The organism is Aurantimicrobium minutum (assembly GCF_002355535.1).
Lineage (GTDB): Bacteria > Actinomycetota > Actinomycetes > Actinomycetales > Microbacteriaceae > Aurantimicrobium > Aurantimicrobium minutum.
Genome location: NZ_AP017457.1, coordinates 566,029 through 583,629, shown reverse-complemented (window position 1 = coordinate 583,629; position 17,601 = coordinate 566,029). Strand labels below are relative to the sequence as shown.

General features: G+C 51.1%; 16 protein-coding genes. All 16 read right to left on the bottom strand.

The features are described from left to right. Positions 1-31: 31 nt before the first annotated feature. Positions 32-1,489 (bottom strand): glutamate synthase subunit beta, encoded by a 1,458-nt coding sequence (locus AUMI_RS02880; RefSeq protein WP_096381115.1) that lies wholly within the window; start codon positions 1,487-1,489, stop codon positions 32-34. Next, a complete protein-coding gene (gene gltB / locus AUMI_RS02875; RefSeq protein WP_096381112.1) occupies positions 1,482-6,044 on the bottom strand; it encodes a glutamate synthase large subunit in 4,563 nt (1,520 codons plus the stop codon). The genes AUMI_RS02880 and gltB overlap by 8 nt, the downstream gene beginning before the upstream one ends. Positions 6,045-6,222: 178 nt before the next feature. Further along, the gene (gene lgt / locus AUMI_RS02870) at positions 6,223-7,083 is read right to left on the bottom strand and encodes a prolipoprotein diacylglyceryl transferase (RefSeq protein ID WP_096381110.1); all 861 of its coding nucleotides are present in this window, start codon (positions 7,081-7,083) and stop codon (positions 6,223-6,225) included. 33 nt (positions 7,084-7,116) lie between these two features. Beyond that, positions 7,117-7,884 carry a tryptophan synthase subunit alpha gene (gene trpA, locus AUMI_RS02865; RefSeq protein WP_096381107.1) on the bottom strand — a complete coding sequence of 256 codons (768 nt, stop codon included), beginning with the start codon at positions 7,882-7,884 and terminating at the stop codon, positions 7,117-7,119. Continuing rightward, on the bottom strand, positions 7,881-9,086 hold the full coding sequence (gene trpB / locus AUMI_RS02860; protein ID WP_096381105.1) for a tryptophan synthase subunit beta: 1,206 nt from the start codon (positions 9,084-9,086) through the stop codon (positions 7,881-7,883). Before trpB ends, trpA begins: the two co-directional genes overlap by 4 nt. Beyond that, positions 9,087-9,857 carry an indole-3-glycerol phosphate synthase TrpC gene (gene trpC / locus AUMI_RS02855; RefSeq protein WP_096381102.1) on the bottom strand — a complete coding sequence of 257 codons (771 nt, stop codon included), beginning with the start codon at positions 9,855-9,857 and terminating at the stop codon, positions 9,087-9,089. After that, on the bottom strand, positions 9,858-10,094 hold the full coding sequence (locus AUMI_RS02850; RefSeq protein ID WP_096381100.1) for a DUF6704 family protein: 237 nt from the start codon (positions 10,092-10,094) through the stop codon (positions 9,858-9,860). Between the two features lie 32 nt (positions 10,095-10,126). After that, on the bottom strand, positions 10,127-10,765 hold the full coding sequence (locus tag AUMI_RS02845; RefSeq protein WP_148664045.1) for a Trp biosynthesis-associated membrane protein: 639 nt from the start codon (positions 10,763-10,765) through the stop codon (positions 10,127-10,129). 2 nt (positions 10,766-10,767) lie between these two features. Then, entirely contained in the window at positions 10,768-12,294 is a 1,527-nt protein-coding gene (locus AUMI_RS02840) for an anthranilate synthase component I (protein ID WP_096381096.1), read from the bottom strand. After that, positions 12,294-12,665, bottom strand: a complete 372-nt coding sequence (gene hisI, locus AUMI_RS02835; protein ID WP_096381093.1) for a phosphoribosyl-AMP cyclohydrolase — start codon at positions 12,663-12,665, stop codon at positions 12,294-12,296. Before hisI ends, AUMI_RS02840 begins: the two co-directional genes overlap by 1 nt. Continuing rightward, complete coding sequence (gene hisF, locus AUMI_RS02830; RefSeq protein WP_096381091.1) at positions 12,666-13,427, bottom strand: imidazole glycerol phosphate synthase subunit HisF; 762 nt, start codon at positions 13,425-13,427, stop codon at positions 12,666-12,668. Positions 13,428-13,429: 2 nt separating this feature from the next. Continuing rightward, positions 13,430-14,269 (bottom strand): ATP phosphoribosyltransferase, encoded by an 840-nt coding sequence (hisG, locus tag AUMI_RS02825; RefSeq protein WP_096381087.1) that lies wholly within the window; start codon positions 14,267-14,269, stop codon positions 13,430-13,432. A gap of 39 nt (positions 14,270-14,308) precedes the next feature. Next, positions 14,309-14,572 carry a phosphoribosyl-ATP diphosphatase gene (locus AUMI_RS02820; protein ID WP_096381084.1) on the bottom strand — a complete coding sequence of 88 codons (264 nt, stop codon included), beginning with the start codon at positions 14,570-14,572 and terminating at the stop codon, positions 14,309-14,311. 23 nt (positions 14,573-14,595) lie between these two features. Beyond that, the gene (gene rpe / locus AUMI_RS02815) at positions 14,596-15,261 is read right to left on the bottom strand and encodes a ribulose-phosphate 3-epimerase (RefSeq protein WP_096381081.1); all 666 of its coding nucleotides are present in this window, start codon (positions 15,259-15,261) and stop codon (positions 14,596-14,598) included. 9 nt (positions 15,262-15,270) lie between these two features. After that, positions 15,271-16,680, bottom strand: a complete 1,410-nt coding sequence (locus tag AUMI_RS02810) for an RsmB/NOP family class I SAM-dependent RNA methyltransferase (RefSeq protein WP_231951808.1) — start codon at positions 16,678-16,680, stop codon at positions 15,271-15,273. Next, positions 16,677-17,591 (bottom strand): methionyl-tRNA formyltransferase, encoded by a 915-nt coding sequence (gene fmt / locus AUMI_RS02805; RefSeq protein WP_096381076.1) that lies wholly within the window; start codon positions 17,589-17,591, stop codon positions 16,677-16,679. Before fmt ends, AUMI_RS02810 begins: the two co-directional genes overlap by 4 nt. Positions 17,592-17,601 lie beyond the last annotated feature (10 nt).

Here is a 17,601-nt window from a genome sequence, read left to right as displayed (position 1 = left end):
CGCAGGAGGGAGTTGCGACACAACTATCGTACTAAACCGCGAAGCCGCGGTCTGTGGGTGCTACCGGAGCTGGAAGCAACGTTTCACCTTCAAGGTAGCGGTCAACTGCTGCTGCAGCCGCGCGACCCTCGGCGATAGCCCAGACAATCAGAGATTGTCCGCGCCCAGCATCACCAGCAACAAAAACTCCAGGTTCTGCGGTTGCATAGTGATCATCACGATTGATGTTTCCACGCTGGTTGAAGCTTACGCTAAGTTCTGAGTTGGCAATGTCACCTTCTGGGCCAGTAAATCCGAGCGCTAGGAGGACCAAATCTGCAGGGATTTCTCTTTCAGTACCCGCCTTAGGAACACGGGCACCATCGACGAATTCAGTCTCAGCTACTCGTACAGCACGAACATTGCCGTCTTTATCGCCCAAGAACTCAACGGTTGAGACAAGGTACTCACGAGTACCACCCTCTTCGTGTGCACTTGCAACTTCAAAAAGGTTGGGAAACGTTGGCCACGGTTGAGAATCAGGGCGCTCTGTTGGTGGTTGCTTGCCAATAGCCAAGTTGGTCACCGAGGCTGCCTGGTGACGGTGAGCAGTACCTATACAGTCAGCACCGGTGTCACCGCCACCCAAAATTACAACGTGCTTGCCCTGAGCGTGAATCTGGTTGGGAACATCCTGACCATCAACTGCACGGTTGGACTGTGCAAGATAATCCATAGCGAAGTGAACACCGTTGAGGTCACGACCCGGGATGGGAAGATCACGAGGAACCATGGCTCCTGTTGCAATCACAACTGCGTCATAACGTTTGCGTAGGTCTTCCCAGGTAATGTCTGTGCCGATGTTGATGCCAGGGCGGAAACGCGTACCTTCTGCTTCCATCTGCTCTAGACGTCGATCGATGTGGATCTTTTCCATTTTGAAATCTGGAATACCGTAACGGAGAAGACCGCCGATCTTTTCGTCACGTTCATACACAGCAACTGTGTGACCGGCACGCGTGAGCTGCTGTGCAGCTGCAAGACCTGCAGGTCCTGAGCCAACTACAGCAACAGTTTTACCTGAAAGACGTTCTGGAATGAGAGGTGTAACCCACCCTTCATCGAAGGCCTTATCAATGATGGATACTTCAACCTGTTTGATGGTCACAGCAGGCTGGTTTATGCTCAATACACAGGAAGATTCACAGGGTGCAGGACACAGGCGTCCAGTGAATTCTGGGAAGTTATTGGTCGCATGAAGGCGATCAATTGCATCTTTGTCATCTCCTCGCCAGGTGAGGTCATTCCATTCGGGAATAAGGTTCCCTAGAGGGCATCCCTGGTGACAGAACGGAATTCCACAATCCATGCAGCGGCCTGCTTGACGCACTAGCGTTTCACGATCACCTGCTTCATAGACCTCTTTCCAGTCCATGAGTCTGATGGGAACGGGGCGACGAGCTGGAAGTTCACGTTGACGAGTGTTTAAGAAACCTTTGGGATCAGCCACCGGTCACCTCCATAATTTTTTGCCAGGTTGCATCCCCGTCTGGGTCAATACCTGCTTTCTCAGCATCCTGACGTACTTCTAATACCGCCGCGTAATCTCGCGGAACAACCTTGGTGAAGTCCTTAACCGATTTCTCAAAGTGGGCAAGAAGTGAAGCAGCTCGTGGTGACCCTGTCTCTGCAAGATGAGATTCGAGGATGTCCTTGAGGATTTCTGCATCTGCGCTTCCCAACTTCTCTAAACGAAGCTCGCCAGAACCAAGCGAATCTGCATTGACGTTATAGGGGTCTAGTGAATGTACGTAGGCAATGCCACCAGACATGCCAGCACCGAGGTTGCGACCCGTAGAACCGAGAATGACGGCAAGTCCACCGGTCATGTATTCAAGCGCGTGGTCCCCCACACCCTCGGCAACAGCGGTTGCACCAGAGTTACGAACCAAGAAGCGTTCACCAACAAGACCGCTGATGAAGATAGAACCGCTGGTAGCGCCATAACCAATAACGTTTCCAGCAATAACGTTCTCTTCCGGAGCAAACGTTGCGGAAGGTGAAGGCTTCACAACGATAGTGCCGCCAGAAAGTCCCTTACCTACATAATCGTTTGAGTCTCCAACCAAGCGCAAGGTGATTCCTGCAGGAACGAAGGCACCGAAAGACTGACCAGCTGTACCGGTTAGCGTGATGTCAATGGTTCCATGTGGCAAAGCGTCCTGACCATACTTCTTAGTCAATTCGTGGCCAAGCATGGTTCCCACAGCACGTTCTGTATTGCGGATAGGAAGCTCAATCGAGACAGGCTTCCCCTCAGACAATGCAGCACGAGACAGGTTAATGAGCTCGTTGTCGAAGTGTTCTTCGAGTTCGTGGTCCTGTGCACGTGCACGAATACGAGGTTCGTCTGCAAGGAACTTTGGTCCAACAAGAATGGGCTCAAGGTCTAGACCCTCAGATTTCCAGTGTTCAACTGCATCATTGACATTCAAGAGATCATTACGACCAATGATTTCGTCAAGGCTGCGATAGCCCAGCTCTGCAAGGTATTCACGAACTTCCTGAGCGATGAACTCAAAGAAGTTAACCACGAACTCTGGCTTACCCGTGAAGCGTGCACGAAGCTCAGGGTTCTGTGTTGCAACACCAACAGGGCAGGTGTCAAGGTGACACACACGCATCATGATGCAGCCTGAGACCACAAGCGGCGCGGTTGCGAAACCAAACTCTTCAGCCCCCAGGAGTGCAGCAACAATAACGTCGCGGCCGGTCTTGAGCTGACCATCTACCTGAACGGATACACGGTCACGCATGCCGTTGAGCATCAGAGTCTGCTGGGCTTCAGCTAGACCTAGCTCCCACGGCGTTCCAGCGTGCTTGAGGGAGTTCAGTGGGCTTGCACCTGTACCACCGTCGTGGCCTGAAATCAGAACGACGTCAGCAAGGGCCTTAGAAACACCCGCAGCAACAGCACCAATACCGGACTGGCTCACGAGCTTCACATGCACGCGAGCAGCGGGGTTAGCGCGCTTCACATCGAAGATCAATTGCTTGAGGTCTTCAATGGAGTAAATGTCGTGATGTGGAGGTGGAGAAATCAAACCGACGCCGGCGGTTGCGTGACGTGTGCGCGCAATCCAAGGGTAAACCTTGTTGTTGGGGAGCTGTCCTCCTTCACCAGGCTTAGCACCTTGTGCCATCTTGATCTGAATGTCATCAGCGTGAGTGAGATACATGCTGGTGACACCAAAACGACCAGAAGCAACCTGCTTGATGGCAGAACGGCGTGTGGGGTCAAGAAGACGGGCAACGTCTTCACCACCCTCACCGGTGTTGCTCTTGGCACCAATAGAGTTCATCGCAATTGCGAGTGTCTCGTGAGCCTCAGGTGAAATCGAGCCATAGCTCATCGCACCAGTTGAGAAGCGTTTCACGATTGACTCTACTGATTCAACTTCATCGAGAGGCACAGGGTTACGCTTGCCTGTTTCGAGGGTGAAGAGACCTCGAAGGGTCATCAGTTCACGAGTCTGATCGTCGACCAGCTTGGTGTACTCACGGAATGTGTCGAAACGACGTTCACGTGTGGAGTGCTGAAGCTTGAACACAGTTTCAGGGTTGAACAAGTGCGGTGCTCCATCGCGACGCCACTGGAACTCGCCACCAGTGGTCAAACGCTCAGTTGTCAGCGGCGCACCATCGGAGGGGTAGGCAGAAGCATGGCGAGCAAGGTTTTCAGCAGCAATAACATCGATGCCCACTCCCCCAAGCTTGCTGGTGGTTCCAGTGAAGTACTGGTCAACAAACTCCTGAGAGAGACCAACTGCTTCGAAGGTCTGCGCGCCGGTGTAGGACGAGACGGTTGAAATACCCATCTTCGACATCACCTTCAGAACACCCTTACCGAGTGCCTTGATGACGTTCTTGGTTGCCTTCTCCGTCGTCACACCCGTGATGAATTCATCACGGACTAATTGCTCGCACGTTTCCATCGCGAGGTAGGGGTTGACAGCAGAAGCACCATAACCCAGCAATACAGCGACATGGTGAACTTCACGAACGTCACCGGCTTCAACAACAATGCCAACTTTGGTGCGGTTTTCAGTACGAATCAGGTGGTGATGAACCGTCGAAACCATCATCAAGGATGGAATGGGGGCCATATCTGAGTTCGAGTCACGGTCAGAAAGCACGATGAACTTGATGCCCTGAGCAATTGCCTCATCTACTTCTTCACAGAGCTGCGCTAGGCGCTTCTCCATGGCACGAGGACCCTTATTGACTTTGTAAAGTCCTTTGAGCTTGATTCCTTCACGGGCACCGTTCTTTCCACGAATGTGGAGAACCTTTGCCAGTTGATCGTTATCAATCACAGGGAAATCGAGAACAACCTGTTCAGTGTGCTCGGGACCGGCAGCTAGCAAGTTTCGCTCGGGACCCAAACCCAACTTCAGGCTGGTCACAACCTCTTCACGAATGGAGTCAAGAGGGGGATTGGTTACTTGTGCAAACTGCTGAACAAAGTAATCGAAAAGTAAACGTGGACGAGAAGAAAGAACAGCAATAGGAGTATCTGTTCCCATAGCACCGAGAGGCTCTGCACCGGTTTTTGCCATAGGAGCAAGCATGATGCGTAGTTCTTCTTCGGTGTATCCGAAAGTGCGCTGACGACGAATAACCGAGCTACGGGTGTGAGCAATGTGCTCACGCTCGGGGAGTTCTTCGAGGTCAATACGCGACTGGTCAATCCATTCCTGCCAGGGACCAGAAGCGGCGAGTTCGCTCTTGATTTCATCATCGGAGATGATGCGACCGGCAACGGTGTCGACCAATAACATCTTGCCTGGCTGTAAACGGCCCTTCTGAACAACCTTTGCGGGGTCAACGTCGTAAACGCCAATTTCAGAACCCACGACAATGAGACCGTCATCGGTAACAAGGTAACGTCCAGGGCGCAAACCGTTACGGTCCAGCGTTGCTCCAACAAGAGAACCGTCAGTAAAGCAGATTGCTGCAGGACCATCCCAAGGCTCCATCAAGGAGGAGTGGTACTCGTAGAACGCACGACGTGTGGGATCCATATCTGGCTGGTTTTCCCATGCCTCGGGAACCATCATCATGATTGCGTGAGGAAGTGAACGGCCAGCCAAAGTGAGAAGTTCAACTACCTCGTCGAAAGATGCACTGTCCGAAGCGCCAGGGGTGCATATAGGTAGTAAATCCTTCATGTCGCCAAGGAGTTCGGACTCTAACTGCGACTGACGGGCACGCATCCAGTTACGGTTTCCCTGAACAGTGTTGATTTCACCGTTGTGACAGATGAAACGGAATGGGTGTGCCAGCGGCCACGAGGGGAAGGTGTTCGTGGAATAACGAGAGTGCACCAGAGCGAGAGTGGAAGCAAAACGCACATCACTGAGATCTGGATAGAAAGGCTCCAGCTGCAAGGTGGTAACCATGCCCTTGTAAACAAGGGTGCGCGAAGACAAAGATGCAAAATAGATTTCACATTCACGTTCAACGCGCTTGCGTAAACGGTAAATCAGGCGGTCCAGTTCGATGCCGAAAAGGTCTCCTGAAGAAGATGTGACGAAAGCCTGTTCAATAGCAGGCATCGCTTCGCGTGCGAGCTTTCCGAGGTTCTCAGGAGCAGTTGGAACAACACGCCACCCTAAAACCTTGAGTCCTTCGCTGTGTGCAATTTCAGCAAAGCGAGCTTGAATCGCTGCTCGTTCGGATTCTTTCAAAGGAAGAAATGCGTTACCAACGGCATAAGTACCAGCAGAAGGAAGCTCGAAGTCAACGACTTCACGCAAGAACGCATCAGGAATCTGAGTCAAAATACCGGCCCCGTCACCAGTACCAGCATCAGATCCAACAGCACCTCGGTGCTCGAGGTTACGAAGAGAACTCAATGCGACATCAATGATGTCGTGCCCAGGAATGCCTCGCAAAGTTGCGACCATGGCTAAACCACAGGCGTCTTTTTCTAGTGCGGGGTCATAAAGACCTTGGGCAGTGGGTGCCAATGAAAAGCGTTGATGGGGAGTCGCTAGCGACATGGAACCCTCCTCTCGAAACCGTTAATCGGGAGGGACAACGTTGGCCCTTAAGTCATCAGGAATAGTGGAACGTGGGAGTTTGTCGCTCGTGGGAACTTCCTTGCCGCTTGTGGCGGGGCGAAGTGTCGAAGTTACATCGATAACGGGGGCATCTTTGCCCGGATCCGACTGAAATAACTTACTTGTCCAACTTTACAGCAGGACCGCCCTCTACGTAGACACTGGGCTCTTTACCTGAGTGCCGACGGTTCTGAATGAGAATAATCAACACACCGACTAAAACAGCTAGGAGGGCCGCCCACACATTGGTACGGATAGAGAAGAACGTTTCACTCGAATCCAGGCGATATGTCTCGAAAACAGATCTACCAATCCCATACCAAATCAAATACACACCAAATGCTTTACCCCAACGAAGGTAGAACTTGCGTTCGAGTGCAAGGATGACAAACACTCCCAACAGATTCCACAGAATTTCATAGAGAAACATCGGGTGGAACAAGGTGCCTTCGGGCAATCCAACAGGGAATGCTGGGTTGGTTGATTCGATTTCAAGGCCCCAAGGCAACGTGGTGGGCTGACCGAAAAGTTCATGGTTGAAGTAGTTTCCTAAACGGCCAGTTGCTTGTGCAATCAACATCGCAGGTGCAAGTGCGTCTGCGAATGACCAGAAACGAATACCGGTTTGCTTACAGCCGATCCACGCTCCAACTGCTCCACCTAAGAGTGAGCCGAAGATAGCGTTTCCACCTTCCCAGATAAAGAAGACTTTCATCAGATCTGCACCCTCATAAAAATAGTCAGCGGGGTGGGTGAAGACGTGATAAAAACGAGCGCCAATGATCCCTAGCGGCACTGCCCACAAGATGATGTCTAGGACAACACCTCGTTCAGCGCCACGCTTGGTAAGGCGTGCATCTGTAATCCACGCTGCCAAGGCAATGCCGGCAAGAATACACAGCGCATAAATGTGAACGCGAAGTGGACCTAGCTCGAAATATTGAATCGAGGGGCTTGGAATACTTGTAATCAGATGCACAATGCCAGTTTAGGTTGGAAAGAGAGCAATAGGTTATTTCCCTCGAGCGAGTTCTTCTGCAACGGACCGAAGTGAATCAATACCGCCATCGTTCAGAGACTTGACAAGAGCAGAACCGACAATCGCACCATCGCCGTAAGCCAATACCTCGCTCACCTGGGCGCCGTTTGAAATGCCTACCCCGACGCCGACGTGGGTAGCTCCAACTGTGCGAAGCCGTGCAACGAGAGATTTCGCAGCGACATCTACGTCTTGTCGGGCCCCAGTAATCCCCATCGTTGAAACCGCATAAACAAATCCTCGACTGTTCTGTACCGCCTGTGCAAGACGTTCATCTGTGGAGGACGGAGCTGCCAAGAACACGCGATCTAGGTCATATTTTTCTGCAGCAGCAAGCCACTCTCCTGCTTCATCTGGGATGAGGTCGGGAGTAATAAGACCCGCACCACCAGCAGCAGCAAGATCAGACGCAAACTTGTCCACGCCATATTGAATAACCGGGTTGAAATAGGTCATCAATAGAACAGGAATATCAACACGAGCGGTGATTTGCTTCACTGCTTCGATGGCTTGAGGCAATTTGAATCCGTTTGCCAAAGCAACCTGAGTAGCTTCCTGAATGACCAAACCATCCATGACAGGATCAGAGTAAGGAACACCCAACTCGAGGACGTCTACACCACTTTCAACGAGAGCTACTGCAGCTTCAATACTTTGTTCGAGCGTGGGGAAACCAACAGGAAGGTAGCCAATTAGCACCTTGCCTTTAGCGGAAATAGCTGCTTCAACCTTCGAACTCATGCTGCTCCCCCATCTAGAATGCCGAAGTACTTAGCAGCTGTTTCCATGTCTTTGTCTCCACGACCAGAATTATTCACCAAAATTATCGCATCAGGACCAAGCTCTTTACCTAGCTGCAGAGCACCTGCAAGGCCGTGTGCAGTTTCGATAGCGGGAATGATTCCTTCGGTGCGAGCTAATAGTCGGAGGGCATCCATTGCCTCTGCATCCGTGATGGGGCGATAGTGTGCTCGACCAATGTCATTCAACCAGGAATGCTCTGGACCGACACCGGGATAGTCCAAACCGGCAGAGATGGAGTGAGACTCGATTGTCTGTCCATCTTCGTCTTGGAGCATGTAGGAACGAGCGCCGTGTAGAACACCGGGGCGACCCTTGGTGATCGTTGCAGCGTGTTCAGGTGTGTCTACACCGCGACCCGCTGCTTCAAAACCATACAGACCAACCGTGGGGTCGTCTAGGAAAGCATGGAAGATACCAATGGCGTTTGAACCACCACCAACGCAAGCAGCGACAGCGGTAGGAAGTTGTCCAGTGATATCAAGCATCTGTTCACGAGCTTCTTCACCAATAATCTTGTGGAAATCACGGACCATGACAGGGAACGGGTGAGGTCCAGCTACAGTACCGAGCAAATAGTGCGTGGTGTCAACGTTGGCAACCCAGTCACGAAGTGCCTCATTGATGGCATCTTTGAGGGTGCGAGAACCGGTGGTGACCGGAATGACTGTGGCGCCGAGCAAACGCATGCGTGCCACATTGAGCGCCTGACGCTCAGTGTCAACTTCACCCATGTAGACAACACATTCCAGACCAAACAGGGCAGCTGCAGTGGCGCTGGCAACACCATGTTGGCCTGCACCGGTTTCTGCAATAATGCGTGTCTTTCCCAATCGCTTTGCTAAGAGGGCTTGCCCCAAAACATTGTTGATTTTGTGACTGCCAGTGTGGTTGAGATCTTCCCGCTTGAGGAAAATACGAGCACCACCGGCGTGCTCCGCAAAACGAGGAACTTCCGTAATGATGGAAGGCCGACCTGTATAGGTGCGGTGAAGATCCGCTAATTCCTGCTGAAAACCGGGGTCAAGTTTGGCAAGTTCATAGGCTGCTGAAAGCTCATCCAGTGCAGCGATGAGTGATTCGGGAACAAAGCGTCCGCCGTATTCACCAAAGTAAGGACCAAGTTCATCGCGAAGAGCCATTTATACCGCCAGGAAGGATTGGAGGGTTGCTGCAGGGTCAGAGGTGACGAGAGCTTCACCTACGAGTACGACGTCAGCACCTGCGTCTCGATAGTGCTGAACATCTGTTGCGTTTCGTACTGCTGATTCTGCCACTTTGATGACGCCAGCAGGAATCTCGCCAACGAGTGAAGCAAAGAGATCTCTATCAAGCTCAAAGGTACTTAAGTTTCGCGCATTAACACCAATCAACTTCGCATCAATATCTAGCGCACGATGAAGTTCTTCACGTGAGTGTGTCTCGACAAGTACGGTAAGGCCCAAAGAGAGAGCGAACGCGTTCAGTTCGGCCAGAAGTTCTTGATCTAGTGCAGCAACAATGAGCAGAACAAGATCGGCTCCAGCAGCACGAGCTTCGAGGATTTGATACTTTTCAGCAATGAAGTCTTTACGCAAGACAGGAACAGAAACCTCGGCTCTGACAGCACGCAGATCATCAAGGGTTCCTTTAAATTTCCGGCCTTCTGTCAAGACGCTGATAGTAGAAGCGCCATTGGCAGCGTAAGTGCGTGCAAGTGCAGCGGGATCAGATATTGGGGCAAGGTCGCCACGAGATGGACTTGCTCTTTTTACTTCAGCAATCACTTTGATGTGATCGCTAGGTGCAAGAAATTGAAGACCATCCAGTGCAGGAGTCTGCGCTAATGCTGCTGCTTCAACTTGTGCAAAGGATACAAATTCACGACGTGCAGCCGCATCAGCCAGTGCACCAGCTGTCAGGTCGGACAGCATTTAGTAGTGGTGTGGCTTGGGGGTGAACTTAGGACCGTTCACACCATAACCAAGCTTTGCCAGAAGGAATCCAAGTCCCCATCCGACAAAAATTCCGACGGCAGAAGCCCAGACAAGCCATTCAATCGCGAGGAAGAATGCGGTTGTCCCAATGACAAAAAATACCAACATGGTAATTACAGCGGTCCATGCCGCGGGCGAGTTGCCCTCTCCTGGATCAGCGATGTCGTTGCTCATGTCACTCCTCAGTAAAAATTTCACTTCAAATTCTAGTTGATAGTTGGGTCGATTCCGTGGCTCAACGAGTCCCAGGCGTCAATATTTACCGAGGAACTATCTTTGTTTTCTCCAACGGTGCTCTGTCGAGGCTTTGCTTGTACTGAATCTGAGCTGCTTGGGTCAACTCTGTCAAACTTTCGACTACCGGTACCCCATTTACCTGCGGTGAACACAATGATGATTCCCAAAGGGACAAGAAGGATTCCTGCAACTACGGAAATACCCGGCCAAGCCGTTAACGAAGATGAAAGAACGAAAGTCCGTAAAGTTTCAATGTCGCTGATTGCACTCAACGAAGTCAGCTGTGGTGCTGCTGTAAGAACTGGGTCAGTCCAGGCAGAAACGCCGATAAACACAACAGCGATGCCAAGTCCCAAGAGCAAAACACCCAGTATTCGACGAATGACAACTGATGACAGTGCAAGCGCTGCGGTAATTGCAAAGCCAGCTAGTCCAAATGCACTCAAACCTGGTGCAGCTATCTGACCGGATACCGCCAGACCCTCAGAATTCTCAGTTGGAAAGGTAACTTCAAGGAAAAACCATGTTTGTGACCAGCTAATCAGAATGGCTGCTGACAGGACGAAAGCCGCAAACAGAGAGTATGTCTTGAACTTTCGGTAGTTCATGGTCACACCTTCTTCAATGCGTTAGCGATAGCCACAGCACGCAAGGGAGCAGCTGCCTTGTTTTGAGTTTCGAGATATTCGGTTTCAGGTACTGAATCCATCACGAGGCCAGCACCTGCCTGGACATAAGCCTTGTCATCTTTGAGTACAACCGTGCGAATAGCGATAGCCAAATCAGCATCCCCTGCGAAGTCAAAGTATCCAACTACTCCCCCATACACGCCGCGTTGAGCAGGTTCGAGGTCGTCAATGATTTCGAGGGCTCGGGGTTTAGGAGCGCCGCTGAGCGTTCCTGCAGGAAAAGTGGCCCGGAATACATCAACGGGACCCTTTCCTGAAACTAGGTCTCCTTCAACTGAACTAACGATGTGCATGATGTGCGAGAAACGTTCCACGCGCATGAACTCAGTAACCTCTACTGAACCAGCATCACAGACCCGCAAGAGATCATTACGAGCAAGGTCAACAAGCATTAAGTGCTCAGAACGTTCCTTGTCATCTGCCAGCAGATCAGTCTCTAATTCAAGATCTTGTTCAGGATTTGCACCCCGTGGCCTCGAACCTGCAATCGGGTGTGTAAAGACACGCCCCGAGGACACCTTGACAAGAGCCTCTGGGCTGGAACCCACAATTGAGTAGGGATTACCATCAACAGTTTCCAGCGCCAACAAATACATGTATGGGCTAGGGTTCAAGCTCCGGAGCACGCGATACACATCTTCAGGAGAAGCTGAATTATCAGCATCGAAGCGTTGTGAGATCACTACCTGGAACACATCACCATCGACGATGTGCTTCTTTGAAGCAACTACTGCGTCAAGGAAATCCTGTTTGGGTGTGCGAAGACGCGGTTTGGCGGCCGCATCAAGGTCAATGTGCGCCAAGCCGACGGGTCCAGGAACGGAAAGTCGGAGTTGCAGATCATCCAATCGCGCTTGTGCACTGGTGAAGAGTTCTTCAGATGAAGGTGAATCACCCAGAACAAGAACGTTGGAGATCAGTGTGACTGTTCCAAATTTGTGATCGAGAACGATGACCTCGCGTGAAAAACTTAAACCCTGTCGAGGAATAGAGAAATCAGCAGGAGGTTCACTTGGAAGTTTCTCCAACTCTCGAATGGCTTCCCATCCGATAAAACCTACGAGTGCACCCGTCAGTGGAGGCATCCCCTCGATGTGAGGTGTCTTCCAACGTCGGTAAAGAGCATCCAACGCGCTAAGTCCTGTCGCTGGGATCTCACTGCCGAAGGCATCTTGTGATGACAGCCCATAATCTTGCCACTGAGGAGTTCCGTCGTGATCGGTAATGACTCCATAGCTCGAAACCCCGACGAAGGAGAATCTGGACCAAATACCGCCCTGTTCTGCGGATTCGAGTAGAAATGAGCCAGGTACACCCGAAGCAAGCTTCCGATAAATGCTGATGGGGGTTTCAGCATCTGCAAAAAGTGACCGGGTGACAGGAATTACTTTGTGTCCCTCAGCAAGCAATGAGCTGAAAGACTGCAAGTTGGTGTCGTACTTAGCCACTACTCCCCCTGACCAATCACAGAAGTGTCAACTTCGTCGACAGCGGCAACCTCATATTCTTCAAAACAAGTGCGTGATCCGGTGTGGCACGCAGCACCAATCTGTTCAACACCGATGAGCAAAGTATCAGCATCACAGTCGTGGTGCACTGAACGAACGAATTGAGCGTGACCGCTAGTGTCACCTTTTCGCCAATACTCTTGGCGGGATCGAGACCAGAAAGTGACTCGCCCTTCAGCGAGAGTTCTTCGCACTGCCTCAGGGTTCATGTATCCGAGCATCAGAACATCGTTGTTGGAAACATCTTGAATGATTGCGGGGATCAAACCTTGCGAGTCATACTTCAAGCTGGATGGATCGAAAGCTGACATTTATCGCACCTCAACCCCATCATTTTTCAAAACTGACTTTACTTCTCCAATAGTGACAGCTTTGGAGTGGAAAATACTGGCAGCAAGTGCTGCGTCTGCTCCTGCGCAAATAGCAGGGGGAAAATCATCTGCTGACCCGGCGCCTCCACTGGCAATAATGGGGACAGAACTAATCTCTCGAATTGCAGAGATTAATTCGAGGTCGAAACCATCTTTAGTTCCATCTGCATCAATTGAATTCACCAGAAGCTCACCAGCGCCTCGATTAATGGCCTCGCGAGCCCATTCAAGCGCGTCAATGTCTGTGAGTTCGCGACCTCCATGAGTCGTCACAACGAAACCAGATGGGGTCGATGCTGACCTAGTGATGTCCAAGGACAGCACAAGTACTTGTGCTCCATAACGGCCAGATATTTCATCCACCAACTCGGGTCGTTTAATGGCTGCGCTGTTGACGCCGACCTTGTCTGCACCATGAGCGAGTAACTGGGCAACATCCTCAACGGTGCGAACACCGCCACCGACTGTCAATGGAATAAAAACCGCATCTGCCGTGCGTGCAACGACGTCAAACATGGTGGAACGGTTTTCTACCGTGGCTTTGACGTCGAGAAACGTAATCTCGTCTGCACCTTGCTCGTAGTAGTAACGAGCAAGCTCAACAGGATCTCCCTGATCTTTCAGATTCAGGAAGTTGACCCCCTTGACTACTCGACCATCAGCTACGTCGAGGCAGGGAATGATGCGAACAGCTACTGACATGGTTACAGGCGAGCAGCGTGAATCGCAGAAACCAATATGGCGCGGGCACCAAGGTAATAGAGCTTGTCCATGACGTCATTACGATCCGCACGTGGAACCATAACTCGCACGGCAACCCATTCGGGGTCGTGCAGTGGGCTAACTGTGGGTGACTCAATACCAGGTGCAATCGCACAAGCTTCATCTAGGAATTTCTTAGGTACGTCGTAATCCATCAGGACATACTGTTTTGCCACAAGAACACCCTGCAAACGACGCATCAGGGTGCTAATGCCATCGATGGAGGCATCGCGACTAATCAACACAGCTGTGGATTCGAGGATGACAGGGCCGAAGATATCCAGACCAGCCTTACGCAGAGTCGAACCGGTAGAGACAACATCAGCAACAGCGTCGGCAACACCCAAGCGAACGGCCGATTCAACAGCACCGTCCAACTTGACCAGGTTTGACTGCACTCCGGCTTGTGCAAGGAAAGTACCCACGAGACCTGGGTAGCTCGTAGCAACACGCTTTCCTGCGAGATCGGAAAGATCTGAGAAAGATCCTGCAGGCCCAGCAAAACGAAATGTGGAGTCACCGAATGAAAGTTCGGCAATTTCTTTAGCTTCTGAGTAAGAATCAAGCAGTAAATCGCGGCCTGTGATTCCTACATCCAGCGCACCCGAACCAACATATGTGGCGATATCTCTCGGACGAAGATAGAAGAACTCCACACCATTCCGAGTATCGGAGTAGTGGAGATCTCTGGGATCTTTACGACCGGTGTATCCGGCTTCGTAGAGCATTTCTGCTGATATCTCAGCTAAAGAGCCTTTGTTTGGAATAGCTACGCGCAACATTTGAATAAACCTTTGTGAAGTGGAAATGAAACTCAGCGTTTAGAGATGATGGTTGACTTCGTCGAGCGAGATGCCCTTGGCAATCATCAAAACCTGCACATGGTAGAGAAGCTGAGAAATTTCTTCGGCAGTTGCCTCGTGAGATTCGTATTCAGCAGCCATCCAGACTTCTGCTGCTTCTTCAACGATTTTCTTACCAATAGCGTGAACGCCAGCATCAAGTTCAGCTACAGTTCGCGAACCTTCTGGGCGCTCGACAGCCTTTGCTGAGAGCTCGGAGAAGAGGGAATCAAAAGATTTCACCTCTTAAGGCTACCCTGCTCGAACTAGTGCTTGTGCCCATAGTGAGCCGCAGCTCTCAAACCAGCAATGGCCTTTTCTGGATTTCCAGAGTTATAGACGCTTGAACCAGCAACAAAAGTGTCTGCACCGGCTTCTGCGGCAATGACGATGGTGTCCAGGGTGATGCCACCATCTACTTGCAGCCAGACGTCTAGACCTGATTTCTTTCGTGCTGCATCAAGCAACTCGAGCTTAGGCATGACATCAGGGATAAACGATTGCCCACCAAAACCGGGTTCAACTGTCATCACGAGAATTTGATCAAACTCGGGCATGAGTTCCAGGTATGGCTCAATATCAGTACCTGGCTTTACCGCTAGACCTGCTCGAGCACCGATTTCACGCAAACGGCGCGCGACTGCAACGGGATTGTCTGTGGACTCAGCGTGAAAGGTCACCGAATACGCACCAAGTTCTGCATAACCGGGCGCCCAGTGTTCAGGATTCTCAATCATGAGGTGAACATCAAGAGGGATTGGCGACACATCCTGAATGCGCCCAACCATCTGCGGGCCAAAAGTGAGATTGGGGACAAAATGATTGTCCATCACATCGACATGTGCAAGATCTGCAGTTGCTATGGCACCCAAGTCTCGTTCCATGTTGACGAAGTCAGCAGAAAGAATGCTGGGATTGATCCGAATAGCCATGTTCTCAGCCTATTCCGACTTAGTCAGAAGTGACATGAACATGGCATCTGTGCCATGTCGATGCGGCCACAGCTGAACAGATAATGAATCTCCGGCAATATCCATGGATTCCATTGCTACTTCAGATAAAGCAGAACGTGCATCAAGCTCAGAAACATTCTGATTCTTTCGAAGTGCACCTTCGACTATTGCTCGAGTCTCGGCCAGGTGCGGAGAACACGTGACATAGGCAAGAACTCCCCCGGGCTTCAGCGCTTGAAGCGCGCTGGTGAGAAGTTGAGCCTGCAGCGCGGTGAGATCACCAACATCCTTAGGAGATTTTCTCCATCTAGCCTCGGGACGGCGTCGCAGAGCTCCTAATCCAGTACATGGAGCATCAAGAAGAATACGATCAAAGGTATTTGGCTGGACCAGTCCAATATCAACACCATCTCCGGTAACAACGTTAACGTCAGGAAGGATGGCTAGGGCTTTACGAACCAGGTCTGCACGTCCTGGAATAACTTCATTTGCAGTTAATTCAGCTCCACCTAGTGTTGCTTCTGCAGCCAGAAGTGCCGCTTTGCCGCCTGGACCTGCACACATATCCAGCCACTTCTCGCCTGGTGTGATCTCGTGGTGACGAGAGAGAACGAGGGCAGCAAGTTGAGAGCCTTCATCTTGAACACGAACGACACCTTCTCGCACGCGAGCAAAACGCGTTGGGTCACCACCAGTATTCAACGACATCCCTAGAGGTGAGTAGTTCGTGGGTTCACCTTCTACTTCGTCGTTGGCATCAACGAAACCGGGAAGCTCAACTAGAGTCACTCGAGGGTTGACGTTGTCACTTGCCAGGAGATTCTCGAGCTCTTCACCTCTATTCTCTGCTTCCAAGCTTTGCTTGAGGGCACGAACGATCCACACAGGATGCGAATACAGAGCAGCGAGACGCTCATCTGCATTCGAGATGTCTTTAGTGATGAACTCTTGCCAGTCTTCTAGGTCGTGACGACTTGTGCGGCGAAGGACAGCGTTGACGAAACCAACCGCACCGAGTGAAGCCATGTGTTCGGCAAGGTTCACACTTTCATTAACTGCTGCATGCTGTGCCACTCGCATATTCAGTAGTTGATGAACTCCCATGCGAAGAATGTTCAACACAACTAAATCAATGGTGTCGATATCGCGTGCTGCTGCATTTGCAATGACACGGTCATAAAACCCTTGCATCCGCAATGTGCCATAAGTGAGTTCTGTGGCTAGGCCAGCATCATTTGAGCTAAGTCCAAACTCTTTGATCTTTGCGGGTAGGGCAAGGTTTGCATAGGCGTCATCAACATCAACGGCCATGAGTACCTCAAAAGCAACCAGACGCGATGGCGTAACAGGCCTCGAACGTCGTGGTCCTTTTGTAGGCGGTCTTTTGTCGTTGTTCACGAAACGTGTACTACTTCCTGTCTGAGGCCACGAAACCAGTCCATGGCAGACATTCCTTGTTTACCAGCCGGTTGAACGCTGATCAGTTCTAGAGAACCAGTAACGCATCCCAGATAAAGCTTTTTAGAAACTGAGGTGATTGCAGAAGGAACTACCTCTTCATCCGTCCCTAATCGGGCCTCAACAATCTTGAGACGTTCGTCACCGAGGAGGACGAAGGCACCAGGTTCTGGAGTAACACCTCTGAATTGGTTATAGACAGATTCTGAATCCTGAGAGAGGTTGAGGTGACCATCTTCTAGAGAAAGTTTTCGAGCGTAGGTTGACTCACCAATTTGAGGCTTGGGCTCTGCAAACCTAGTGTCAATAGATCGCACTACATCTAAAACTTGCCGTGCACCAAGAACCGAGAGCCTCGTCAGCAACTCCCCCGCGGTTTCATCCGGAAGGATGAGCCACTCCCGTGAGTCATAAACATCACCGGCATCTAGTTCTTGAACTAGTTGAAAGACAGAAGAACCAGCCTGTGATGCACCAGAAATGACCTGCCATTGAACCGGTGCAGCACCACGCCAGTGAGGCAAAGTTGAGAAGTGAAGATTGATCCAGCCTAGTTTCACAGAATCAAGAGTCTGCTGTGGGAGTAAAGCACCATATGCAACCACAACACCTAAGTCAGCTGCAGAATCTTCAATTGCTTTCTGAACTTCATCTTCAATGCGATTGGCGTAAATCACTGGAATACCCTGGGCAATTGCAACCTGTGCTACCGGAGACGGAGTCAAGATGCGCTTGCGACCTTGAGGTGCATCTGGCCTCGTCAACACGGCAACAACCTCGAAGTCACTGCTGATCAGGGCTTCGAGGGTGGGAACAGCGGCCTCTGGAGTGCCTGCGAAAATTATCTTCACAACACCCACC